Raw genomic sequence first — 25,006 nt, forward strand, 5'->3', positions numbered from 1 at the left:
AACCTCATAAACTTAGCTTTCCTTAGAGCCGGTGCGCAAAGACGGCACTACGGCATGCATGGAGTCTGCGGCGAGAGCATCCGGCGCGGTAGAGTCTTGCTTGGAAGCCTGAGCTTCAATGCGCACAATCTGCGACTGTTTAAACCGGTGGTCCGGAGTGCAGGTCAGCTTATATTTTGTTTCGGAAAGATCGCGGATCTTCTGCACATAGTTCTGCGTCTCGGGGAAGGGTGGAATGCCCTTGTACTTCTCGACCGCGCCGGGACCAGCATTGTACCCGGCAAGCGCCAGGTCGAGCACCTCGTCGTCATTGTGGGCGTACTTACCCAGCCGTTTCTTAAGTGATTCCAGGTAGCGGCCCTGCGCATCAATCGAATTGTGCGGATCGAGGATATCGCCGCCGTTACCCCAATCCTTCCAAGCCTCATCGGTGAACTGGGCTACGCCTCGGGCACCCGCGCTCGAAGCCGCATTGATGCGCCAGTGGCTCTCAGTTTCAAGCTGCGCCGCGATCACACCCGGGCGGATATTCGCTGTCTGACCGGCCTTGCGGAGATCCTCGTGCACCTCTTCCGGTGCGTAGGTCAAGTCGGTCATACCGCAATAGTCGTCGTAGGTGGCGGCGAGCCCCACCACACCCGTACCCAGGAGCAGCGCGGAGGCAATAATCTGCCAATGCGCCAGCGCCCCGGCGGTCACTTTCGTGAAGATATTCTTGCCGGATGCGGTCTTGAGTGAGCTCTTCTTCGCCATTCCTCTAGCCTAGCACCCCAGCAAGCCCGGCTGGCGCGGTTTTCACGGATCGGAAAGCAAAATTCCTGTCTCCATTCGCCCCTTTATCTAAACACTAGTATCCGCGCAGGAACTAAGGGGTAGGCAAGAACCGATATGCCAGAACCTACCGAGCCTCAATACCGTCGGGGAGGTCATCGCTGGTGAGATAGTAACCGTTGGGCCAGATAACGCTCCAGGTGACGGCTCCGCTACCGCCTTGATCCCCCGAAGAACGTGCGACCGCGCGAACAACAAATACACTCTGTGGCTTATCCATACCCGGAATCTTGACCTTAGCCTCGCGGTAATCCCGCACCTGAATATAGGTGCCGGGTTCGGGGTAGAGCCATTTACGTGCGTACTGCTCCGCCTCCTGCATGGTCTTCAGGCGCACCTTGGAATAGTCAAATGTGCAGTCAGCCTCTCCATCTGCCACCTGCTGGTAGGATACGTCCTCCGGGCATGTGGGTTCTTTCCCCGGGGATGCGCTGGCAGACCCACTGGCACTGGGGGCGGCGCTTGTTGTATCGGCTTTATGTTGTTCCTGCCCAGCGTCAGATGAAGTACTCGGAGACGGTTTGGCAGTATTCGTTGCGGAGGGCGAAGCAGATTCCGAGGGTGAATCCTGCGCTCCCTGCGACTGCTGTGGCTGTTCCGGCGCGGGTGCCGCCTGTGCGCTCTGCTCAGAAACCTGCGGGGTCTGTACCGGGGCGCTTGATGCTGGCGCGGAACTTGTGGATACGCTAGGTGTCGCCGTTCTGCCGGGTGTAGCCTCGTTTCGCTGCGTACCTTTATAAAGCAGGAACATCAGGGTCAAGAACGCTACAATCGCTAGTGCTATGAGAGCGTATTTACGAAATTTTGCCACGGAGTCTACCTCGCCATCGGTGTAAGCACTGAGGGTTTTTCTTTAATGGTATCCGTGGAAACTATAAATATGTAGGGGTTTTCCCTTCCGGTATAAATACAGGGTTTTGCGGTGGGTAACTGTAACAATTAAGAATATGACTACGACAGAAACCACCGCTGAAACTCCAGCGGTATCCACCAAAAACCTGTTCAAAACCTACGGGCGGGGTGAGGTGACTGTGCATGCCCTGAATAATGTCACTATTGATTTTGAGCAGGGTAAGTTCACCGCGATTATGGGTCCTTCAGGCTCAGGCAAATCAACGCTGATGCAAACCCTTGCCACACTGGATACTCCTGATCATATTCCAGAGACCAGCATCCGTATTGGTACCACCGAACTGTACGGGCAGAGGGATAACCAACTGACCGAGTTCCGGCGTGAGCACGTGGGGTTTATCTTCCAAGCGTTTAACCTGGTGCCTACCCTGACCGCTGGGCAGAATATTGATTTGCCGCTGGGGTTGGCGGGTAAGAAGCCGGACCCGGTTTGGCGTGAATACCTGGTCAAAACCCTCGGTCTGTCGGATCGGTTAGGTCATCGCCCCGAGCAGCTTTCAGGTGGTCAGCAGCAGCGTGTTGCTATTGTACGTGCGCTGTTGTCGCGCCCGGAGGTGGTGTTTGCTGATGAGCCCACCGGTAACCTCGACTCAAATTCGGGTGCCGAGGTGCTCAGGCTATTGCGGGATGCCGCTACTGAGCAGAAGCAGACGATTCTGATGGTCACCCATGATGCGCATGCTGCTTCGTATGCTGATCGTGTGGTGTTTTTAAAGGATGGTGCGATTGCTGGGGAGATGCTGAATCCTACGCATGATGCTGTGCTGCAGGCGATGGGACAGCTGGAAGGGTAAAGCATCCGCACATCTAACAGGAGGGGAAATAGCCGCATGTCTACTATGTCTAAACGAACTAATACATCTCTGAATACGGTGGCGCGCTCTAACTTGCGCGCTTCTAAAGGTAAGTACGTTCTGACCGGCATCGGCATAGCGGTTGCCTCATTCTTCATCGCCGCCATTATTGTGCTCCTCGGCTCGCTACAGGGAACTATAGATGCCGCGATAGGAGATGCGCTCTCAGAGGACGATAACGTGGTCCTCTCGGCTGGAACTAACAACCCAAATAATTACACGGCGAACCATTACCTCACGCCCGAAAATCTCGACACGATCACCAACGACCCTTCGGTTCAGCGCACCTGGGTCATATATGACGGGCAGGGTAAACTCGGTACCGGAGAAAACTCAGCAAAGGTGCGGTATACACCGGCCCCCACCGACACCGAGCTCTTCCCATTCCCCATTGACGGCAAACTGCCGGGCACAGACACAGAGCTGTTGATCTCAAAAGAATTCGCTGAAAAACACAACCTGCACCTTGGCTCAACGGTGACCTCACCGGATGTTGTGGCAGCTATTACGAACCCTAACACCGGTGCCACCAAGGAATACACCATTGCTGGCATTTTCGACACCGGATTCTCCGGCTCATTCTCAAACGATAACGTTTATATTGGTGGTACCTCCTATCAGAACGCGGCAGATGAGGCGCTCAAACAGCTTGACCCGAAATCTATGGAGGCGGCACAGCTACCGCACCCTAGCATGACGTTCGTCCAGTTCAAAGGTGACGATGACGCCCACGCACGCACCGAGCTACAGAAAAAGCTAGCTACCGGTGATCAGAATACCGAACCCGTGGCGAAGTCAGGTGGGGAGTACCTGCAGGATCTCAAAGAAGAAACATCACAATTCTTTGCCTTTATCGGCGTGATTCTAGGGGCGTTCGCGGCGCTCGCCCTGCTGGTCTCATCTTTCGTTATCTCGAATACGTTCGCAGTGCTGGTCGGTCAACGCATCCGCGAGTTGGCGCTACTGCGCACCCTGGGGGCGCACGGGAAATCCCTGGTGCGCATGCTCTTAGTTGAGGCGCTCGTGGTGGGGGTTATTTTCTCCGCTATCGGCGCTGCGCTCGTCTACCCAGTCGCAGCGCTCGTCGGTGTGCTGTTTAAAGATTTCATGGTCTCGTATAATCCGATGGCGCTCATTGTGGGTGTAGTGGTCTGCACGCTCGTAACGGTTGTTGCATCGCTCGCCCCGGCACGTAGCGCCCTGAATATTTCGCCCATCAGCGCTTTGGGGGAGGGTACCGCCCGAGCCGTGAAGAAGCCGAGCATTGCGGGTCTGATTCTAGGTCTGATCGCCGCCGCGGCAGGGGCGGCAGCAGTGTGGCAGTCGCTGAGTCTGACCAGCATACCGGACGCAGGTGTGCAACAAAGCAGCGCTGGGGTGCTGTTAGTCATGGTCGCGGCGTTGCTTTTGGGCGTTGCCGTGTTCTTACTCCTGCCGTGGCTGTTGCCGCCGCTGATTCGCGTGTTTGGTTCGGTGATCCGCTCCCAGACCGGGAACCTAGCAGTCGCTAACGCGCTACGTTCGCCCAAGCGCACGGTTTCAACCGGGCGTGCCGTGTTGGTGGGTGTGCTCGTGGTGTCTGCAGTACTGAGTGGGTACTCCATTATGACCGCATCTACGGCGAAATCTATGGACCGTGCCTATCCCGTCTCGGCGACGGCAACCTACGGGACCGGCGGCGGCACGGGAGCTGAGAGCCTTGCCAAGGTGCACTCGGTTGCCGATAAAGTGCAGGGGATTAAGAATGTCGAAAGCGTTGCGGTGGCTCCAGCCGCCGGTGCCCTAGAGTACACCCTCACGTCAAAAGACGGTAGCCAGTCAATGAGTAGCACCGCGAGTATGGTGGCGCTCAGCCAGGAAGACTTCGCCAAGGTTATTCCGGCTGAGGGCAAGTACCCGACTGAAGATAACACGGTGCTCGTGCCTGAATCGCTGTATAAAGATGCGGGCTTTGACGATTCCACCCGTCTGAAGGCACGCGGACCTTTAGGAGAGATCGAACTCAAGCCTATTAAATCGACCAGTAAGATCGTGAATCTGTACGTGGTGAACCCAGCCACCGGTGCTAAACTGCAGAACCCGGATGACCCGCAGCCCTTGACTCTGCAGCAGCCCGGAGAAGCTGGGGAACAGCCCCAAGGCTCAGCCGCGCAGGGGCAGCGGGGCGCATCCGCTGCCCCAGGGGGTATGAATCCCTCAGCCGGGGCGGAGACTATGGTGCTGGTACACGCTAAATCCCCGCTGACCGCTACTGAGAACTCCGCGCTACAGGATCAGCTTAATAAGGCTAATGACGGCAACGAATTCACCGGCGGTCTACAACAGCGCGGTCAGCTCGATCAGGTTCTGACGGTTATGCTGGGGATCACCCTGGGTCTTCTCGCCCTCGCTGTGGTGATCTCGGTGATTGGCGTAGCAAATACGATGACTCTCTCGGTCAATGAACGCCGCCGCGAGAATGCGATGCTGCGTGCGTTGGGGCTCTCCCGCAAGCAGCTGCGCCGCATGATTTCGGCGGAGGCAGTACTGATCACCCTCGGCGCGGTGGCGTTGGGTATCCTTGGGGGCGTCTTTATCGGTAGCGTGAGCGCAAAGGTGGTGCTTGCTGCAACAGACCAAAAGGTGGAGTTCGTGCCGGATCTGCCGTATCTGGGTCTGGCGCTGATACTGCTGGTGGGTCTTGCATCAGCGCTGGTTGCATCCGCTCTGCCGGCGGCACGGTCGGCTCGGATGTCGCCGGTGGAAGGACTCGGCAGCTAGCTAGTCTACGCTGAGCCCATACTTTTGTCATGGTTGTGCTTTTGTCAAACGACCGTAACCATGACAAAAGTATGGGAGGACAGCAGGGAAAAGCGGGGAGGCGACAGCGATAATCCCGCCACCTCCCCGACTGCCCGGACTACTTATCCGTCACCTTGATGTGCCCCATAGCGCCGCGTTCCATCTCGGCGAACCGGTGATTCACGAACGTGTACGTGCCGGGTTCGCGGAACTGCATCTCAACGAACCCGCCCTGCGCCGGATCCAGATCGAGGGCCTGCGAGTGACCGCCGGTTTCCCCATACGGATCTCTGCCGTCCCGAAGCAGGTAGCCGCCCTCCTTATACACGGTGTCAAATTGTGAGCCGACCACGTGGAAACTCATGCCCTTCGACGGTCCCGCAGCCAGCAGCCAGATGCGCACACGCTCGCCGGTTTTCACCTCCAAAGGCTGATTCACATACTGGGTGGCGTGCCCATTGAACATGGTGAGCGAGGGGGTGCCCGCCGCAATGCCGTCAGAGGAAACTTCGGCAAGTTTATTACCGTCAGCCGCGGTCTGTCCCGTATCGGTCAGGTATGTTTCATTCTGAACCATCACATACTCATGATCTACCGGCTCCAGATTCGGCGGGTCGATAATGACGGCACCGTACATGCCCGCCGCCATATGCAGGCTCATGGGCGCGGTCGAGCAGTGGTACAGCCAAATACCAGAGCCGGTAGCCTCAAAACGGTAGGTCAGCTTCTCGCCCGGGGCGATGGTTTTCATCGTGTTATCGGGCGAAACCATGCCCGCGTGGAAGTCGAGCGAATGCCCCATCGAACCGTTGTTCTCCAGGGTAATCTCGAAGACATCGCCCAGCTTACCGTGCAGCACCGGGCCCATATACGAACCGTTGAATGTCCATGCCTTCACGTCGAGCCCGGGTGCAATTTCACGGTCGAGCTCCTGCACATCCATGGTCATCTTGTGCACGGTCTTACCGTCACGTTTCTCGCCCGCAGGCACGGGACGCAGCACCGGATCACGGCGCTCATGATCCTTGCCTGGGGATGCGTGCATATCAATATTCGCGTTCTGCGCGGTCAGCAGGTTCGTGTTTGTGCCCGAGCCATTTGACCCGTTATTACCGCCGGAGCCGCCCCCGTGATGTCCGTTCGCCTGCAGGTTATTGCCGGTGGTTTTCACGTGAAATACCATGCCCTGCTGGCGGTGCCCGGCCACCGAGCACCAGCCCTCAAGGTCGGAGGTCACCACGCCAACATCCACACTCTTCGTCTCGCCGGGATTCAGCGTTCCGGTCTTCGCACCGTTGGCGAAGGTGAGGTCGTGGGTCATGCCCTGATCGTCGTTCGTCACCTCAATCACCAGGCGGTTACCCACCGGAACCTGCGCGGTATCGGGCGTAAACCGGTAATTCGAGGTTGCCTTGACCTTCAGCGTTGTGGTCTGTCCCGTGCCGGTCGCCGTAGAACCGCCTATAAAGTTGAAGCCTACCGAGCTGGGGTCGGCCGCAATACCCAAGGTCAGCGCCAGAATCACCGCAAGCGCGCCGAAAAGGGTCTGCCGGGTATGATTCACAGGTTCCTGTTTGACATCCGTAACAGGGGCAGGCTTCTCACCGCGCGCCCGCGCCGCCATCATCTCTTTACGGGTATTGACCGAGGCCTTAACGCCGCGCACCATAAACGGCAGGAACGAAGCCAAACCGAGCGCACCCACGGCAGAGACCGCGACCTTCACCCAAGAGCCCGTGAGCGCATTCGGCAGCATGAAAATAATGAGGCTCAAATTCACAACCGTCACGCGCCCGGCGGCAAGCCTACTAAACTCCTTATTGGATGCGCGCACCACGGCGGGTCCGCCGCCCATACGCTGGGGGAGCAGGTAACTCATAGCCCCCAGAAGCACCTGAAGCAGGAAACCTGCCACGAAAATGGGGGTAACCTCGCTCATGCGAAGCTCCTCAAACGGGGTGGTGAACACCAAGCCAGCAGTCCACACCACGCCGATAATAAGCCAGATAAAACCTGCACCCACCGACATTGGCGGGAACTCGGTGGGGCGCTTCGTGCGAAGGGTTCGCACCATCACCCACGCCACGATCAGCAGCCCCAGCAGGTACACGAGCAGGCCCGCGCCCGCGAGGGGGCGCATCCCGAAGAGTGAAGCGAACGTGGTAACCCCAACGCCCACGCACATCAGTATGAGGGCGCGCACGCTAGTTCCCAAGGCATTTTCGACCATCTTGGTGCGCAGCATCGTAGGCCAGAACGTAATAAGGGTACCAACCACCGTAATACCCACGAACCCGAGAACATTCACGGCCTCATGCGCAAGCATAAATTGCGAATGCAGCGTGCCCCGCAAACCAGGCAGTGCCGTCATCGCGCCCAGCACGGCACCGACGGGCAGCAGGAACGCGGCGGCGATATAGAAACGAATCGTAGCGCCAAACCGCGAGGGAAGCGCCTGTTTGACCTGGCGAAGAAGAGCATAGCCATGCCAGGCGACCATAGCGCCTACCGCCAGCGCCCCGACAACCGTCAGGGGATAGAACTGCGGCATGAGATCCTGCAGAATCATGCCCGCCATCAGCAGCACAATGCCGCCGTTAAGCGCAAAAATACGTGTGACCTGAATGCCGCGGGCCGAATCAGGAATCTTAATCTTCATGAGCGCTTCGGTGAAGTGCTGACTCCAGATCAGAATCGAATTCGTAATCAGCCCCAGAGTCACCATATGCACGATCAGCCAGCCGCCCTTGGGGATAAAGCGATGCACCAGAATTGCGATAATAACGCCAAACATCCAGTACGATACCGGTTTCGATGCGCGGCGGTGCCAACTGCCCCGACCGGAGGCGCGCTTAGCAATCTCCTCGGGCGTTAGCGAGGCGCCGGGAAGCTCGGTGGGGCGCATCCCAATTGTGAGTCCATCGTTGCCGGAACCCGAAACATCGGCCCCGGACCGTGCAGAACTTTGCGCCGCGCTCGGCTTTGAGGATGCGCCGCCACGACCGGTATCGCGGCCGGTTGATCCTTCTGAGTCAGAACCCGAGGGAGTGGGATTATGGGGATTCTCGCTCACGGTGTTGTCTTTCGATCGCTTTTAGTCACAGTGCATATAGTTCCATTATATTGCCCGAATCATGCGAATTTTGGCTTTGCGTGAGCCGTCATACAGTAAGGTACCGGCGAGTGGTAAACGCTAGAATAGCCCTATGAAGTATCAGACTCTCGCCCCCCTCGCCGCCGTTGCCGCTGTGATGCAAGCGCTCGCTATTTACACTTACGACCAAGACGGAATGGCGGTGGCGGGCCAGATCTTCTTCCCCGTTCTCTTTACGCTGATGGCGTTGTACCTGATGATGAGGAATCCGGGCGGGTCTGCCAAACAGCTTGTGGTGGTAGTCCTTGAGCTGGCAGTTTTCGCCGTCACGATGGTGGGGGTAAATCAGAAAAATCCTTATCTGTACCCCTCGATTATCATCTACTATGCGTCGTTCGCGGTGCTTGCCTTAGAGGTTGCGGTGCGCATCGCCGAGATGCCCAAGAAGGCGAAGGTTCAGGACGATAGCGAAGACCCCGAGTCTTCCGATCAGGATGCGCCCGCTGAGGGCAGCGATGATGCTGCCTCCGTAAAAACCGATGAAAAACCCGCGGCGAAATCTTCGGCGGCAACAAAATCGGCAGGTCATGGACTGCGGCGCGCCCGAGCTCAACGCGGTACGCACTTGGTGGCGAAGGTGAAGCCGCGTGAAGGCGCTGAGTCTTCCGGGCAGAGTTCTCAGGGTAAGACTCACGACAGCACGAAACCTGAGCCCGAAAAATCTTCAAAAAAGACCTCTGACTAGTATATATTTTGTATTTGGAATATAACGTGGATGGCTTGTTCGCATAGGGTGAGGAACCGCATTCGCTGCACATCAGCGATTGGCGTGTGCATCCCGCGACCTAATCAATATATTTAACGCAGGCATATGTCACCCCAGAAAGACAGGCTTTCATCTGGGTATATGCCCGAAGGGGAATATAATCTTTCGGCGAACAGAATATCCACGCTACACTAAAGGGCGAGAACTTCAGCTCAGTAAGACAGGTACTAATACGCCATGACTGAATCCCGCGCCCAGACTCCGGTCCTGGGCAAACTTGCAGTAGTGGCGCTCATCCTCATGGTGGTGGGCGGCTATATTTTTGAAGCCTTCGTGAACACCTACGGCGGTCTAGATTTTTCGATCTACCGCATGGGTGCCATGACCATTTTCGATAATGAAGGCTTCGACAAAGAACTTTATGGGCGCGCTATGGTGAGCATCGGCGTGCTGGATTTGCCGTTCACCTACCCGCCCTTTGCGGCGCTAGTCTTCCTGCCGTTCGCCTTCATACCGCTCAAGGTGGGTATGGCGATTATGGTGCTTATTACGACCGCCGCCGCCTGGTGGCTCTCCAGCATCATGTACTCCTATGCCAATGCACATGGCCGACCTTTACCGCTTCAGGATAAGCTCGGGCGTTACGGCACGATCGCCGCACTCACCATAGTGGTAATGCTCTGCGGGCCCTGGCGGCGTACCTTCGATCTTATGCAGATTAACCCCATCATTATGGTGCTGATTCTTGCCGATTTTCTGCGCCCGGCAACACGTGTGCCGCGCGGAGTACTTATCGGTATCGCTGGCGGTTTGAAACTGACTCCGCTCGTGTTCGGGCTTATTCTGCTGGTGCGCCGCGACTGGAAGGGCATTATCACCCTCGGTGCAACCTTCCTCGCCACCATTGCCCTCGGCTTTGTGCTACTGCCGCAAGAAGCCCCGCAGTACTGGTTCCACGCGGTTTCAGATCCTTCGCGTGTGGGCGATATTAACTTCGTCGATAATATTTCGATTCAGGGCTGGCTTATGCACTATGGGCTGAACGGAACCGCCGCCAAGCTCTGTTTCTACCTGCTGGCGGTGCTCTCCGTCGTGCTCACCGCCGCGATTCTCTATCAGCTCGAACGCCGCAACAAGGTTCTCGCCCAGGTTGCGGTGACCGGGTTCCTCATGGTCAGCCTCTCGCCGATCAGCTGGTCGCATCATAACGTGCTTCTGCCGCTTCTGATTCTCGTGCTTATTGTGGATGCATTCGGCGAGTTCTTCACATACCTGCCGCCCGCTGCGATGACTGTGGCGCGCATCCTGACCTGGGTGGGCGTTGTGGGGCTCTATATTTCCCCGCGCGTGCTCGGCGGCATGACTCAGTGGAATATGAACGGGCTCGAATTCTTGGCTGCGCCGGGTGTTGCGCTGGGTGGCACGCCGATCGTGTGCCTCTTTATCGTGACCGTTCTGCTGTGGGGGTGGGCGGTCCTCACCCCGAAAGCACGCAGCGCTTCGGTCAAACCCGCCGCAGAGTCGGCAAACGCCCCGAACTCGGCATAGCCTTGCGAACCGCGCAGAAGACCCCCGCATCGTGATCGACGATGCGGGGGTCTTCTCTATCTCGGTTTAGACCAAGAAGTTATCGGCTACCTAGCGAATACCGACGTTCCAGGTGCCCTGGAAGGAGTTAATTGCCAAGTAAACATCTTCGGAAGCGTCAAACTTCGCGGTGCCCTGGAACTCTGAGGTGCTGGATTCCAAGATGACATCGTTCGAGCGGGCCGCATCCATCACGCGCAGGTTCATTACCGGCCTGCGCTCGTAGCCAGCCTCCAAAGTGCCCGAGCCGCCCGAGTAGATCACGGCGTAGGAGTTGAACGCGGCGCTGATCTTCTCACCCTTAGAAATCTTCGGTGCGGAGGAAGCATCGTAGACGCGAATAAGCCACTCGCCCTCACTATCGACATTCACCTTGCGGGTGGGGCTGGAAGTCTTTAAGTCCATCCACAGGGTGCCCGAGATTTTATCTTTGGTCAGCGCGGAGGTGTACAGAGCGAAGCTGGAAGTTTTATCGTCCCCCGTGCGCCCCTCCAGGGAATGGCGCGAGTTGGATTCTTTGGAGGGGGTGAACTCATAGTAGACGATAGCCTTCGAATCGTTGCCCTTGGGCTTCTCGATATCGATGGTCTGCTTATCTTTGCCCTTGTACTCCTTGAAATCGCCGCTGGGCAGTTTCGCTTCAACATTCTTCAGCTCGGCGGGCGATGAGCTTGCCGAGCTCTCTGACGATGCCGAGGCTGCCGATGATGACTCGGCGGGGCTTTCCGATGCTGCTGCATTGGAAGATCCGCGCGGCAGGGTGAAAATCAGCACCAGAATGATAATAATCAACAGCGCCACAGCACCGGCAATTACGCTCCACCCAGCGGGAGTCGCAAAGAACGGGCGCTTCGGCTTCTCGGGCTGGTTGAAGGGAGTCTGACCGTTTGCATACGGCGAATCGCTGAACCCGGATGCTGCCGCTGCGGTGAACCCGTTGAGCGCATCCGAGGTGTTTGACTCGGAGTATTGCTGATTCTGGTTCGACTGGTTCTGATTGTACGAACCCTGAGCAAAACCGCTGTTCTGAACGTTATTATTCTGAGCACCGTTCTGCTGCTGGAACTGCTGCGATTGACCGGCCTGGTACTGACCCTGCTGAGGCTGGTTCTGCTGCGACTGCGAGCCCTGGAATTGGTTGGGCTGACCCTGCCCCTGGAACTGGTTACCCTGCTGGTTCGAAGCGTTCTGCACCGAGTGCTGCTGATTCTGTCCCGACTGAGAGCTCTGATCCTGTTGGGCATTCTGACTCTGCGTATTTTGGCTCTGAGAACCCTGCTGCTGAGCCGAAGCGCCGGATGCGCCCGCCCCGGAGGAGGCCGCTGCACCCGCGCCCGCTGCAGCGCCTGCGACAGCACCAGCGGCGGCACCCGCACCAAAGCCCGAGCGTGACCGATCCTGCCCCTGCTGAGGCTGTTGTCCCTGGTACGACTGACCGGACTGACCCTGTCCCTGCTGAGGCTGACCGGACTGAGAATATCCTGACTGGGATTGTCCGGGCCGCACCTGGCCGGATTGCTGCTGTTGAGACTGCGACTGAGCGAATCCCTGCTGGCTCTGCTGCTCTCGACTCTGGGACTGCTGCGCCTGCGAACCCTGGTTCGGGGCACTCTGACCCTGGGTATCTCGGTTCTGAGCGCCCTGGCTTTGGGTGCCCTGGCTTCGCGGATCCTGCCCCTGAGCGCTTCGCTCCTGAGCGTTCTGCCCGGCAAATCCCTGCTGAGACTGGGCGCTTAAACCCTGCTGCTCGGAGCCCTGGTCCTGCTGCGCAAAACCTTGACGCTGCTCGGAGCCCTGCTGTTGCTGGTTGAAGTTCTGCTGGCGCTGTATAGAATCCTGCTGCTGGCGCTGTGCAAATTCTTGCTGACGCTGGGCCTCAAAAGACTGCGGCTGCTGACCCTGCTGAGACTGTGCGGGCTGCTGCGGCTGAGCCTGATTCTGCTCACGGGACTGGCTGAACTGCTGCTGACCGGGCTGATTCTGCCAAGGCTGAGAGGCCTGACCCTCAAACCCGCGAGGCTGCTGCTGGTTCTGAGAACCCTGCGCTTGAGGATCCCGATTCTGCGGAGCCTGACCGCCAAAGCCCTGCTGAGACTGAGCACCAAAATTCTGCTGGGAATTCTGCGATGCAAATCCCTGCTGCTGAGAGCCGCTTCCCGGCGTCTGAGACTGTGAAATGGTTGAACTCGACTGACGCTGCGCAAAATCCTGCTGACGCTGCTCAGAGCCCTGCTGTTGCTGGTTGAAGCTCTGCTGGCGCTGTGTAGAATCCTGCTGCTGGCGCTGGGCAAATTCTTGCTGGCGCTGAGCCTCAAAAGACTGCGGCTGCTGAGATTGCCCGGGCTGTTGGGCCTGAGTAACGTGTTGAGGCTGTGCGGGCTGCTGAGGCTGAGCCTGCTGATCTCGGTTCTGGGCGTTCTGCTCCTGAGAACTCTGCGCAGCAAAGCCCGACTGCTGCTGATTCACGGGAGCCTGAGGCTGCCCCTCAAAACGCTGTTGTGTGGGAGGAACCTGGGAAGTGCCGCGCGGGGGAGTAGCCGGTCGGGAAGATGCCTGAGCCTCGGTGCCACGCGAATCAGCCGAATCGCGCGCATCAGACAGGGTGCGTGCATCCGTAGGCTCACCCTGAGACTGACCCGAAGACTGCTCGGGGCGCGACTCGCGTGAAGGAACCTGCTGCTGTGTGGATTCTGAAGATACAGACTCCTGTCGTGCAGCCTCGGGTCGTTCGGCACCTGCTGCAGTGGCAGAACCTGCGGACCCCTGAGAATCCTGTGCGTCGCTGAGGGGCTCTCGCGCATCGTAAGAAACACCCGAACCCTGCGCGACTCCCGGCTGCTGTGCGCTCGTGTCCGGCGCGGACGGGGCATTGTGGGTATCGCGAGCGGTCTCGCGGGTAGGCTCCGAAACCTGAGGCTTTGGAGCCTCGGCGGTGCCGCTCTGACGGTTCACGGGAGTCTCAGAAACGCTCTGCTCAGAACGCACCTGCGACTCGGCCGAAGAGCCTGCCGCTGCACCCGAACCGGATGCGCCCGCACGCTCACCTGCGGCTTCGCGTGGCTCGGAACTCCTGGACGCCGCATCCTGAGCGTGGGCAGACTCCGCCTGAGTCTTCTGCTCAGGGGCCTGCTGATGGGAAGTTTTCTGCTCGGCAAACTGTTCGGAAATGGTCGGCGCGGTACGCTGCTTCGGGGCGGAAGCCTGTGCAGACTCACCGCTCTGCTCAGAGCTTGACGATGGCGAGGGCTTCGCGCTGGAAGAACCCTCAGAAGAGCCCGATGCGGCAGATGACGATTCCGCCGTCGAGGGCGCCTGCTCATTCTCAGGCTCGGGCTCCTCAATCCACAGCTGCCAACCTTCGGGAACAGGACCCCATGCGGGATCGGGCCGCCACGTCGGGGTAGGAGACCACCCGGCAGGCGGTTTGGGCCAATTTGGGGGCGGATTGAAGACGAGAGCCATCTGAACCTTCCTTCACTACTGGCGCCAAAAACACCCGGAAGCGTAGGCACGAGTAGCCTCAAATTTTAAACTACGGTAACCCTCAAATTATGGCATATTTCCCATAAAATATAAGCCCGAAAAGTTCATAGGCAGGTAAATTATTACACCGTAAGGCAACCCGCACAGATGGCTCCGGTGTGACATTCGGGGGAGGGTCCCCTCTATTATGGATACTATGAGCACTAATCACCAGCAGGAACCCGGACATCACGGTTCTGAGTTCATTCCAACAAACCAACCACCTGGCGCAGTCACTAATACCCAAAATATGCCCACGATGCTGAGCCCGCATCAGGCAGAAAGTTACGGGTACGGCGCTGAGTCTACCTTCGCCTCCGCTGAGTATTACAGGAGTAACCGCCTTACCCGTAAGGAGCTTCTGGAACGCGCCAGCGAGCTGCCCTATCACCGGTTATCGCATGTGAACCCGCGTGCCCGTTGGTTCACCCCGGTTCTTGAGGGTTTGCTGATTGCCGGCATCTATTTTGTGCTCCTGCTGATTGTGAGCTTTGCGCTGCTGGCATTCGCTGTGATGCTGCGCGTCCCTTACGATTACCTGACCGATCTGCAGCGTATTTACGCGAACGTTTTTAAGACCCCGCTTGTTTTTATTGCGCTTCTTATTACCATCATTCCGGTGATTCCGGCGATTTTCATTGCGCGCCTGATTACTAACTTCAAACCCTTAGGTCTAATTCACTCCATTGCGGGCCGCATGCGGTGGTCCTATTTGAGTGTTTTCCTAGGCTTTGGGTTCCTCATTTTCGGTCTTTACAATGTGGGGAACTTGGTTCTGGCTGGTTCTTTGACCACGCAGAACAGCGTGCATCCGCTGAATTCCGGCATGTTCTGGCTGTACATTGTGCTTATTCTGTTGATAGTTCCGTTCCAGTGCTACGCCGAGGAACTGCTCTTCCGCGGTTATCTCATGCAGACCGTGGGTCGGTGGCTGAAGAATCCCGTTTGGGCAATTATTATTCCAGCGCCTATCTTTATGGTACTGCATGGTTACGGACTGTGGGGTCTGCTTTCTGTGCTGACGATGGCTCTGATCGCCGGGTTCTTGTGCTGGTACACCGGCGGTCTTGAAGCCGGTATCGGCCTGCATATTGCGAATAATGTTTCGATTTTTATCTTTGGACTGCTGGGTCTGGCTGACCCCTTTGACGCGAATCGTGAGGCTCAGGCGCTTGACTTTGTGCAGGCCCTTATTCTGCAGCTTGCCTTCGCCGGGCTCGTGTGCATGTACACCTACCGGCAAAAGAGGAAAGCCGCTCTGAACCAGGGGCAGGATGCGGCTGCCGCCTCCTCGGCTGAGGGTGCGTCAATGAGTGTGGAAGCGCCCGCTTCTTCCTCGGATGCGCCAGCCGCAGCACCGGCTTCGGGTGCTGCGCACGCGGCCACACAGCCCGGTATGTCCGTGAAAAATGCTGCTGCTTCACCTGCTGCTGATACTTCTGCTTCTGCACCGCAAGGGTCGCAGGCGCCGGTACAATCACAACCTGTACAACCTGCTGCCCCTGTGGCGGGGAACGCCAAGCCCGCACAGGATAATGCTTCGATAAAATCGGCGTCTTCGGCTGCCTCCGCCAGCCCGCAAACGGCTGAAGAGCATCGTGCGTCCGAGCGGAATATCGCGGAGAAACCGGCTGCACAGGCACCCGCCGCGAAGCCTGTGGAAGGCGCTCGTAAGAGCGAGCAGAATGATACGTCGGTCAAGGCTTCTGCCCCCGTACAGCCCGAACGTTCGGTACCGGCTAATAAGCCTGCACCAATCGGTAAGCCTGCGCCAGCCAAGGAATCTGTGCCGACTCATGAGTCAGCCCAGTCCCAGAAACCGGCGCAAACTGCCCAACCGGCACAGGCTCATGAATCGACTCAGCCTCAAAAGCCGGTACACACTAATGAATCAGCCCAGGCTGAGCGTCCGACGGCCGCGAATACTGCCGCCCGCGCGACCGGGAAAGAAGCGCCTGCTGCCGATAAACCCGCGCAGTCTGCACAGGCGAGGACTATCGCCGACGAGCTCAAGCCTGCCGTGGTTGCCCCTGCAGCAGCGGAAAAGGCTCCGTCAGGCATAGATCTGGATGCGGCGCAGAAAGCTGCACGCGCCTCCGCGCAGAAGACTCAGCAGGGCTCGAATCGGGCCGATTCTTCTGTGCGTGCCTCCGGGGCGCAGGGGTCTGCATCGAATGCAGCCGCGCCGCAGAAGGAAGCCGCTAGCGCATCCGCCGCGCAGGCAGACGATACGAAGAACCTTTCCTCGAAGAACTACGCGCCAGATACCTCCACGATGAGCATTCCCGTGCAAAATGCCTTGTCAGCCTATGAGCGTGCCAAGGCTCAGGCTCTAGCTCAGCAGAAAGAAACCGCCCGGCAGAAGGAAAGCGGGCAGGCCACATCCGCTAAGAATGCGGCTGTGGACGGCTCGGCTGCAGCCTCGCAAACCTCGCGGGCTCAGCAGGAGGAATCCCAGAATACCTCAGAGGTTCCCTGGGCTACCGCTCCGATTCCGAAAATCTCACCGGAAGCCGCACAATCGCATAAGCAGGGATCAACCGACGCTTCACCGTGGACCTCGGCGTTCCCCGTCATTCCCAAACCCAAGAAGTAGGCGCATAGTATGACCGTTGATGCCGTCAAAAATATCGAAGATCTCGCCCAGTTCGTCTGCGATTCGCCCGTCTCATATCTGGCGGCGCGAACCGTGGCGCGGCGCCTGCAGGCGGCGGGGTTTACCGAGCTGAACGAAACCGAGCCGTGGCAGAATGAGGCTGCCGTCGGCAGGCATTTTGTGATGCGTGACGGCGCGATCATCGCTTGGGCTGGCGGTCGGCGGGCGCAGAAGGCAAGCGGTTACCGGGTGCTGGGTGCGCATACGGATTCGCCGTCGCTTAAGCTCAAGCCGAGTTCGTCGGTGACGGCGGCAGGATGGCATCAGATGGGCGTCGAAAATTACGGTGGCGCACTGCTTAATTCCTTTTTGGATCGTGAGCTGCGCGCCGCCGGGCGCCTGACGGTACTTCGTGAGGACGGCACCCTTCAGGATCGCTATGTGGTGACTGGACCGTTGGCGCGTGTGCCGCAGCTGGCCCCTCATCTGGACCATAAACGTAATGAGCTGACCCTCGATAAACAGTTCAATATGTACCCTATTTGGGGCGTGGACGATACCGAGAACGATGTGCTCGCCTATTTGGCGCAGCAGACCATCGACGAGGGTGGTTTGGTGGATCCTGAGCAGATCGTCGGTTACGATGTGCTCTTCGCGGATGCGCAGGAACCCCGCCGTTTTGGGCGAGACGGAGAGTTTTTCGCCTCGGGCAGGTTGGATAATCTCTCGTCGGTTCATGCCGGATTGTGCGCCTTAGAACGCTATGTGGCCGAGAATGCCGATGAAGACTCGGCGCACACCGTGATGCTTGCGGGATTCGACCACGAAGAGATCGGTTCTGAAACCCGCAGCGGCGCCGCCGGTCCGTTCCTGGAGGATGTGCTGGTGCGGCTCTCGCAGGCTCGCGGGGAAAGCCAGGACGAATACCGCCGCTCGCGCGCCGATTCGGTGTGCCTTTCGGCGGATGCCGGGCATCTGGTGAACCCGAACTACCAGGGACATCACGATCCGACGGTGCGCCCGCTTCCCGGTGCTGGACCGCTGCTGAAGATCAACGCGAATCAGCGGTATGCAACCGATGCGGTGGGTGCCGGTATTTTCGCGGCGGCGTGCAAGGCGGCGGACGTTCCCTATCAAGAGTTCGTGTCGAATAACAATATGCCCTGCGGTTCCACGATCGGGCCTATCACCGCCACCCGGTTGGGGATGCGCACCATTGATGTGGGGATCGGACTACTGTCGATGCATTCGATGCGCGAAATGTGCCACGTTCACGATATGGCATACCTGACCCGCGCGGTGGAAGGCTTCTATCGGTTGTAGACGCCGTGTCCTTTCATCCCTTCCGTGGGGTGATAATAAAAAGAGCCTTGATCGTGAATACAGAGGATTTTTCCAATGCTTTATTCACGATCAAGGCTTTTTAGGGGGGGCAAAGAATCGGTCACTCAGACAGATGTGGGATTATATGATGCCGTAAATAGTGAGCAAAACGAGGAGTATCAGCTCTTTCAAGCGCTCCACATAGATCTAATTCGCCATATTTATTAATGAAATATCTTTCTTGGAATAAATATATTTCTGCGAGATCCGCCCTTCGCACAACAAGAGAATTTCTATCTGCTCTGCCAAAAGATTTTTCTGCATAGGTCATGAGAAGATCATCAGCGCTGATGGTTACATAGGGTAAGGGCTCGTCGGTATTTTCGCTCGTTTCCCAGTAATCCAGGAGAGCTTTGTCGTTGGTGACTAAGTAGTCAATATTGTGCTTCACCATTGCCGCATGTATATGAAGGTCGTTCTTATCGGGGTATCCATGTATTGAGGAGATAGGGTAACCTTCTAACACGAACACAGATTTACCTATCTGCTCTCTAACCTTCACCCGTGCAGCGTCATTTCCAGTTGGGTTTCCTCTAAGCCAGTGGTACCCCCCCCACTCGTCGAGAATATTCTGTGTTGTGTGTATATCGAAGTACTTTTTATTTAATATCTGGTTAGGAAGAAGTATCTGAAATTGATCTTGAGGTGGTCAAGCAGGTGGGCCGCGGTGATGAGGTGTTGCCTGCCGTGCGTGAAACCCGCCCGGATGTGGCGCTTCTTGATATTGAAATGCCAGGTGCCACCGGGATTGAGGCGGCCGCCGAACTTGCCCGTTCGGGCCTGACATCGCAGGCGGGCGCGCCGGTTCGTTCGCTTATTCTGACGACTTTTCGCCGTCCCGGGTATTTACGCCGCGCCCTTGAGGCAGGGGCGAGCGGGTTTGTGGTGAAAGACGGTACGGCATCGCAGTTGGCGCAGGCGGTTCGCCGTACCGCGGCGGGGCTGCGTGTGGTCGATTCGGTGCTGGCTGAGGAGGCAAAATGGCAGGGTTCTTCGCCGCTGACCGGGCGTGAGACTGAGGTTCTTCGCGCCGCCGAGACTGCCGGGAGCGTCAAAGAAATTGCGGGGATGCTCGGGCTGTCTTCGGGAACGGTACGCAACCACCTCTCGGCGGCCATGGCGAAGATAGACGCCAATAACCGGCATGAGGCGGTGCGCATCGCCCGCGACAACGGGTGGCTTTAGCCTAGCCTCTATCGCCCATAAGTCGTACATTTTCCTGCATATCGTACGTTTTAACCCTACGAATATGCAGGAAAGTGTACGATATATACCGTTATACCGTGCCTAGGTGCACACATACCGACAATACATTCTCCCGCCGCGTCAGGCAGCGGGAGAGAAAGAGAACTCGGTGAAATACCTCAAACCATATTTTATATTTTGTGCTCGCGTTATGACTTTAGCCTGGCGAGTCTCATTCCCGAAAAACCTTAGCGTACTGGCCGCCGTCATTATCTCTGCGCTCGCTCTGATCGCCTGCCCAATTCTGTTGGGTTATGGTGTTCAGCGCACCCTTGAAAACCTAGAAGCTTGGCGTCAAAACCTTGCCGTCCTCGTGATTCTTTACAGTATTTTGTGGCTAATCGGGCAGAGCTTTCGGTATCTTTTCTACCCTGCCTACGGGTTCATCGAGCAGAAAATGCAATCGCTCCATATGGCGGATGCACTCGTCACCAGCATCGGCGCCGACCCGCGCGCACGCGCTATGCTAGGCGCCTCCGAAATTGCGTATGCCGTCGATGCGCAGGCCGCATCCATTCGCGAAACCCTCGCCACCTTGTACCTCTCAATTCTGCCCGCCGGGGTTGGTTGTATCGCCGGTGCTGTCTCAATTCTGGTGATGAGTGGCGTGCCGGAGCTGGGCATATTTTGCGGGTTTGTAGCCCTATATCTGGCTGGAAGCGTGCCGCTGATTGCGCGTCATCAGAAGTTTCAAGGCGAATTCTTTGACGGCTCAATGCGCAGTTTCGGCACCCTGGAAAACACGCTCCGCCTGTGGCGTGAAAGCAGAATCCTTGGGGCGGCTCCCTTTCTGCGTGACCGATACGCCCAAGGCCGCCTGCCTGTAGAAGCAAAAGCTCTCAAAAGTTACCGTTACACCATGTTGTTACACACCTGGCAGGGCGCGATGCTGGCTCTATGTCTGCTCGCAATAGTGCTCAAAACCGTATTATTCGGTGAAGGTTCTCCGGCGCAGATTACGGGTACTGCGGTGGCACTCATCGGAGTGTGCGCGGCGGCAATTGGTCCACTCCAAGCCGTCGGCTTTGGAGTATCGACCATCGCAGTTTCGGCGGAGCGTTACCGGCAGGCGCACCATAAAATAGTCGCTCCTGCCGCTGAGAATTCGGGATATCTCGTCGACTATGTCGTAACCACAGGTGAACTTTCCCTCCGCCTGGATGCACGCAACCTGAGTGAAACTTCCTATGGTGTGCATACGGTGAAGCCGGGACGCCCATGTTGGGTGCGTGGCGCATCCGGTGCGGGAAAAAGTTTGCTTTTAGAACGGCTTCTTGGTGTGCGTGCGACAACTACCCCCGCTTATATGTCGATGAGCGCACCGCAAGGCACTCTTCGGTTTGTCTACTTGCCGCAGGAAGCTGGGCTGCTGGTTGGTACCGCGCATGAGAATGTGGCGTTTGGGCGCGACATTCCGGTGCATATATGCGACCGGTACCTGCAGGCGGTGGGGCTAAGCGAATTTACCTCTAGTGGTGCTCGATGTCATGACGCCGTCGCGGGTGAGAACGGCAGCGTGTCCGGGGGAGAGGGCAGGTGCATCGCCTTGGCGCGTACTTTGGCGGCGGCCGAAGCCTTGAATGAGCAGAAAGCCCTGAGCCCCGCGACCGTCATGGTTCTCGATGAACCGACCGCTGGGTTGGATGCGCCTACCCGCGCCCGAATCTGGGAACTGATTGAGCGAGCGGCCCATACCGCAATCGTGCTGGTGAGCACCCACGATGAGGATGCGCCCGCCCGGCAGGACGATACCGTAATCGAGCTCTAATGCGGCGCGAAGTCTAGGAATGAGAGAGTTTTACCTGTAAAACATGCGGTAAAGTTGAATCAACCCTTTTCACCGGGGTAAGAGCACACGGCACGCATTATGGCCGTCCTTCCGCAAGAGAATCTCAGATGCAACCTTTGCCTGGAAAGCACAACAGCTTCTGCAACCGTCTCAGAAAATAAGGCCGCGCGGTAGGTTATCTCAACTTATCCCCAGTTATCCCTTAAAAGGGATAACTAGCTTTGCTGCTTATCTCAACCTATCGGGACTTATCTTAAAAATCCCGATAACCCCCGATAGGTTCCGATAACTTCCTGTAGACTAAAAATCTAAGGAGGCTTTCGCAGACCATGACTCTCAACCCATTCCGCCCGGGCGCCGGGCATACTCCGCCCGAATTTGCGGGCAGGCAAGAACCGCTTAATACGTTTACTAACATCCTGCGTCGTACTGAGATAGGAGCCATTAGCCGTGGCATGATGCTTTACGGGCTGCGGGGGATGGGCAAAACCGTGCTTCTGCGCCGTCTGCAGGAAGACGCAAAACGTGCCGGATGGGTAACGATCTCTCTAGAAAGCGGAATGGGGAAGAATGCATATACTCAAGTTCGCACCCGCCTGGGTAAAGAACTTGCCCTAGCTGTTCGAGGCTACCAACAGCAAAGTCACTGGAAGAAACTCTTATCGAATATTGCTTCTCTATCAGCGACGCTTGGTTTTGCCGGAGCCTCCGTCGTGCTTAAAGCTGATACGCACCCCTCCGATACAACGGGTCTTCTAGACTTTGATCTTCCAGAGACACTACTGTCTATGGCTCGGGAGCTCAAAGACCAAACGCCTAGTACTGGTGTGGGTATTTTCATTGATGAGATTCAAGATCTTGATAACGAGATGCTCGATATTCTGCTGACAACCCAACATGAAGCCGGGCAAAAAGAGCTTCCATTCTATATTTTTGGAGCTGGACTGCCTTCAGTTCCCACGAAACTGGGCGAGATTAAGACTTACGCCGAAAGGCTCTTTAGCTACCATCCTTTAGAGCGTCTCAATGATGATCAGACCAGGCTGGCTTATGCTGATCCTATTGCTAAAAATGGCGGTAGTATCACGCAGGATGCGCTTGCAGAACTTGTGGATCAATCTCACGGATACCCTTATTTCATTCAGCAGTTTGGGCGGGATGCCTGGGACTGTGCCAGCGCGGGCAATATCACTCAGGATGATGTTCGTGTGGGCGTTACTTTGGGCTGGGAAGAACTAAACCGCGGGTTCTATATGACGCGGTGGAACAGGGCAACAGAATCTGAGAAACACTACTTGGTGGCGGTCGCCGACCTTATGTCTGAGAAAGAAGGAGATTCTGTGCCGGTCTCAGAAGTATCCAGCCGGATGAAATCTATTACAACGTCTTTGAGTGCCCGCCGCGCATCCTTAATTGAGAAAGGTGTACTGTACAGCCCTGCATATGGTCGGATCGCTTTTACGGTTCCGGGGATGGATCGGTTCATTAAGCGGTCGGCACAGTAGCTGCACGAAGTTATCTCAACCTATCGGGACTTATCTTAAAAATTCCGATAACCCCCGATAGGTTCCGATAACTTTTGCCCTCCATAAAAAGAGCCTTTATGTGAATAAAGCGGTGAAAAGTACGCTTTATTCACATAAAGGCTCTTTTTTATACTAGAGGAGAGGCAGAAAAATACCTATCGAATTAGCGAGAGCAGTTCCTCGTGCACGGTGATATCGCCCGTGACTTCCGGGTGGAAAGAAATGCCGATAATGTTCCCGGCGCGCACGCCCACAATCTTGTCCTCATGATGCGCCACCACCTGCACGCTTTCACCGGTGCGGGTCACAATCGGCGCGCGAATAAACGCCGTATCGATCACGACTTCCTCACCTGAGGGTGTAAGCCACGGCAGATGAACCTGCGCCGAATCGACCTGCGAGCCGAAGGCGTTACGCCCAACCGAAACATCCAACACACCGAGCGACTGCTGCCCCGGAGCCGGATCGTCAATCACAGTCGAGAGCATAATCAGCCCGGCACAGGTTCCCAGGGTCGGCAAGCCCCCCGAAATCGCCTCAATCAACGGCTGACGCAGCCCAAAAATACGGGTCAGCCTGTCAATTGTGGAAGATTCGCCACCGGGCAGAACCAGCGCATCCAGGTTCGCCAGTTGCTCGGCACTTTTGACGAGCACCACCTGCGCATCCAGTGATTCGAGCATGCGCGCGTGTTCGGCAACGCCGCCCTGCAGCGCCAAAACACCCACGGTTTTGCCCGCACCGGGCAGGGCAGCCGGGGGAAGAACCTCAGTCTCGCTCATGAGCCTATCTTTCTGCAACACGAGGTTGCGCACAGTGTAGAACGTTGGGTTTCGGGCTGCGTTTGAGAGCACCAAACTCACCCGAGCAGATAACGTATCTGAACAGAGTCGGGGGGGCGAAGCCCGCATCGAGCTTCACCCCCTGCATGCCTTGGCCGGGCGCTCGCCTGATCCGAAATATACCGATCGGCGAGCACGCATCCGCCACGTGGCGGCCTATACTTACCAGCCGCGCTCCGCCAGACGATGCGGCGCGGGCAGATCAGCAACGTTGATGCCGACCATGGCCTCGCCCAAACCGCGCGATGCATCCGCCAGTTTTTCGGGGTCGTTGTAGAACGCGGTCGCCTTCACGATGGCCTTGGCACGTGCCTCGGGGTTGCCGGATTTGAAGATGCCGGAGCCGACGAATACGCCGTCCGCGCCCAGTTGCATCATCATGGCTGCGTCGGCGGGGGTTGCCACGCCACCGGCGGTAAACATGACCACGGGCAGCTTACCGGTCTTCGCAACTTCGAGCACCAGATCGTAGGGGGCGGCAAGTTCTTTCGCCTTCACGTACAGCTCGTCGGGCATGGTGTTGTACAGGCCCTGCAGCTCAGCGATCTGGCGCTTAATGGTGCGGATATGCTTGGTTGCCTCCGAGACGTCACCGGTGCCAGCCTCACCCTTCGAGCGGATCATAGCGGCACCCTCGGCGATACGGCGCAGCGCCTCGCCCAGGTTGGTGGCGCCGCATACGAACGGCACCGTGAACTGGTGCTTGTCAATGTGGTTCACGTAATCGGCGGGGGAGAGTACCTCTGACTCATCAATGTAATCCACCTTGAGGCTTTCAAGAACCTGCGCCTCAACAAAATGCCCGATGCGCGCCTTCGCCATCACGGGAATCGAGACGGCGCTAATGATGCCCTCAATCATGTCGGGGTCGGACATACGGGCCACGCCACCCTGCGCACGAATATCGGCGGGTACGCGCTCAAGCGCCATGACGGCGACGGCACCAGCATCTTCGGCGATCTTGGCCTGTTCGGGGGTGACGACGTCCATAATAACGCCGCCCTTGAGCATGTCGGCAAGCCCGCGCTTCACGAGCGGGGAGCCGGTTACTGGGGAATTAGTCTGTTCAGTCATGCCCCCATTTTCTCACGTTCGATGCATGTACGCTCACTTTGCGACGGAATTTCTGCGGATGCGCGCGCATCTTTGTGTCTGCGTGACACGAATCGTCATATTTCGTGATGCTCACGGCGTTATACAGCCTCGTAAGCCGACTCCTATAGAACAGATAACTAGACCGCTCGGTGTGCACCCCTGCACGGGGTATCTTACATTTGC

15 protein-coding genes and 1 pseudogene are annotated in these 25,006 nt (G+C 57.3%); 9 read left to right on the plus strand and 7 right to left on the minus strand.

The genetic code is table 11. The features are described from left to right. Positions 1–12: 12 nt before the first annotated feature. Together HMPREF3016_RS03075 and HMPREF3016_RS03080 are read right to left on the minus strand one after the other, a co-directional pair. Positions 13–753 (minus strand): lytic transglycosylase domain-containing protein, encoded by a 741-nt coding sequence (locus HMPREF3016_RS03075; protein WP_070740119.1) that lies wholly within the window; start codon positions 751–753, stop codon positions 13–15. 145 nt (positions 754–898) lie between these two features. After that, the gene (locus HMPREF3016_RS03080) at positions 899–1,642 is read right to left on the minus strand and encodes a peptidoglycan-binding protein (protein ID WP_070740122.1); all 744 of its coding nucleotides are present in this window, start codon (positions 1,640–1,642) and stop codon (positions 899–901) included. Positions 1,643–1,778: 136 nt separating this feature from the next. On the opposite strand from HMPREF3016_RS03080, the gene HMPREF3016_RS03085 reads away from it, so the two are divergent. Together HMPREF3016_RS03085 and HMPREF3016_RS03090 are read left to right on the plus strand one after the other, a co-directional pair. After that, the gene (locus tag HMPREF3016_RS03085; protein WP_070740127.1) at positions 1,779–2,537 is read left to right on the plus strand and encodes an ABC transporter ATP-binding protein; all 759 of its coding nucleotides are present in this window, start codon (positions 1,779–1,781) and stop codon (positions 2,535–2,537) included. Between the two features lie 36 nt (positions 2,538–2,573). Further along, positions 2,574–5,357, plus strand: coding sequence for an ABC transporter permease (locus HMPREF3016_RS03090; RefSeq protein ID WP_083315868.1), 2,784 nt, complete (start codon positions 2,574–2,576; stop codon positions 5,355–5,357). A 139-nt stretch (positions 5,358–5,496) separates the two neighbouring features. Here HMPREF3016_RS03090 and HMPREF3016_RS03095 read toward each other — a convergent pair whose 3' ends face one another. Continuing rightward, the gene (locus HMPREF3016_RS03095) at positions 5,497–8,451 is read right to left on the minus strand and encodes a multicopper oxidase domain-containing protein (protein WP_371441532.1); all 2,955 of its coding nucleotides are present in this window, start codon (positions 8,449–8,451) and stop codon (positions 5,497–5,499) included. A 133-nt stretch (positions 8,452–8,584) separates the two neighbouring features. On the opposite strand from HMPREF3016_RS03095, the gene HMPREF3016_RS03100 reads away from it, so the two are divergent. Together HMPREF3016_RS03100 and HMPREF3016_RS03105 are read left to right on the plus strand one after the other, a co-directional pair. Then, on the plus strand, positions 8,585–9,217 hold the full coding sequence (locus tag HMPREF3016_RS03100; RefSeq protein ID WP_070740130.1) for a hypothetical protein: 633 nt from the start codon (positions 8,585–8,587) through the stop codon (positions 9,215–9,217). 258 nt (positions 9,218–9,475) lie between these two features. Continuing rightward, complete coding sequence (locus HMPREF3016_RS03105; protein ID WP_070740133.1) at positions 9,476–10,786, plus strand: glycosyltransferase family 87 protein; 1,311 nt, start codon at positions 9,476–9,478, stop codon at positions 10,784–10,786. Between the two features lie 90 nt (positions 10,787–10,876). Here the strand turns inward: HMPREF3016_RS03105 and HMPREF3016_RS03110 are convergent, their stop codons facing one another. Further along, on the minus strand, positions 10,877–14,287 hold the full coding sequence (locus HMPREF3016_RS03110; protein ID WP_070740135.1) for a hypothetical protein: 3,411 nt from the start codon (positions 14,285–14,287) through the stop codon (positions 10,877–10,879). A 217-nt stretch (positions 14,288–14,504) separates the two neighbouring features. On the opposite strand from HMPREF3016_RS03110, the gene HMPREF3016_RS03115 reads away from it, so the two are divergent. Next, complete coding sequence (locus HMPREF3016_RS03115; RefSeq protein ID WP_246828444.1) at positions 14,505–16,943, plus strand: CPBP family intramembrane glutamic endopeptidase; 2,439 nt, start codon at positions 14,505–14,507, stop codon at positions 16,941–16,943. 9 nt (positions 16,944–16,952) lie between these two features. Next, the gene (locus tag HMPREF3016_RS03120) at positions 16,953–18,266 is read left to right on the plus strand and encodes a M18 family aminopeptidase (protein ID WP_070740141.1); all 1,314 of its coding nucleotides are present in this window, start codon (positions 16,953–16,955) and stop codon (positions 18,264–18,266) included. 121 nt (positions 18,267–18,387) lie between these two features. Here the strand turns inward: HMPREF3016_RS03120 and HMPREF3016_RS03125 are convergent, their stop codons facing one another. Further along, positions 18,388–18,792 (minus strand): hypothetical protein, encoded by a 405-nt coding sequence (locus HMPREF3016_RS03125; protein WP_141757695.1) that lies wholly within the window; start codon positions 18,790–18,792, stop codon positions 18,388–18,390. Between the two features lie 164 nt (positions 18,793–18,956). Here HMPREF3016_RS03125 and HMPREF3016_RS03130 point away from each other — a divergent pair. The 3 genes and pseudogenes from HMPREF3016_RS03130 to HMPREF3016_RS03140 all read left to right on the plus strand — a co-directional run. After that, positions 18,957–19,511: pseudogene (locus tag HMPREF3016_RS03130) on the plus strand (DNA-binding response regulator); the annotation flags it as partial. Between the two features lie 169 nt (positions 19,512–19,680). Next, the gene (locus HMPREF3016_RS03135; RefSeq protein ID WP_070740194.1) at positions 19,681–21,339 is read left to right on the plus strand and encodes an ATP-binding cassette domain-containing protein; all 1,659 of its coding nucleotides are present in this window, start codon (positions 19,681–19,683) and stop codon (positions 21,337–21,339) included. A gap of 350 nt (positions 21,340–21,689) precedes the next feature. After that, positions 21,690–22,865: an ATP-binding protein gene (locus HMPREF3016_RS03140; protein ID WP_070740147.1), complete on the plus strand. Its 1,176-nt coding sequence runs from the start codon at positions 21,690–21,692 to the stop codon at positions 22,863–22,865. A gap of 176 nt (positions 22,866–23,041) precedes the next feature. Here HMPREF3016_RS03140 and pdxT read toward each other — a convergent pair whose 3' ends face one another. Both pdxT and pdxS read right to left on the minus strand, forming a co-directional pair. After that, positions 23,042–23,668: a pyridoxal 5'-phosphate synthase glutaminase subunit PdxT gene (gene pdxT, locus HMPREF3016_RS03145; protein ID WP_070740149.1), complete on the minus strand. Its 627-nt coding sequence runs from the start codon at positions 23,666–23,668 to the stop codon at positions 23,042–23,044. A gap of 222 nt (positions 23,669–23,890) precedes the next feature. Continuing rightward, positions 23,891–24,802, minus strand: coding sequence for a pyridoxal 5'-phosphate synthase lyase subunit PdxS (pdxS, locus tag HMPREF3016_RS03150; protein WP_070740151.1), 912 nt, complete (start codon positions 24,800–24,802; stop codon positions 23,891–23,893). Positions 24,803–25,006 lie beyond the last annotated feature (204 nt).

This window comes from Rothia sp. HMSC065D02, from assembly GCF_001815285.1.
GTDB lineage: Bacteria > Actinomycetota > Actinomycetes > Actinomycetales > Micrococcaceae > Rothia > Rothia dentocariosa.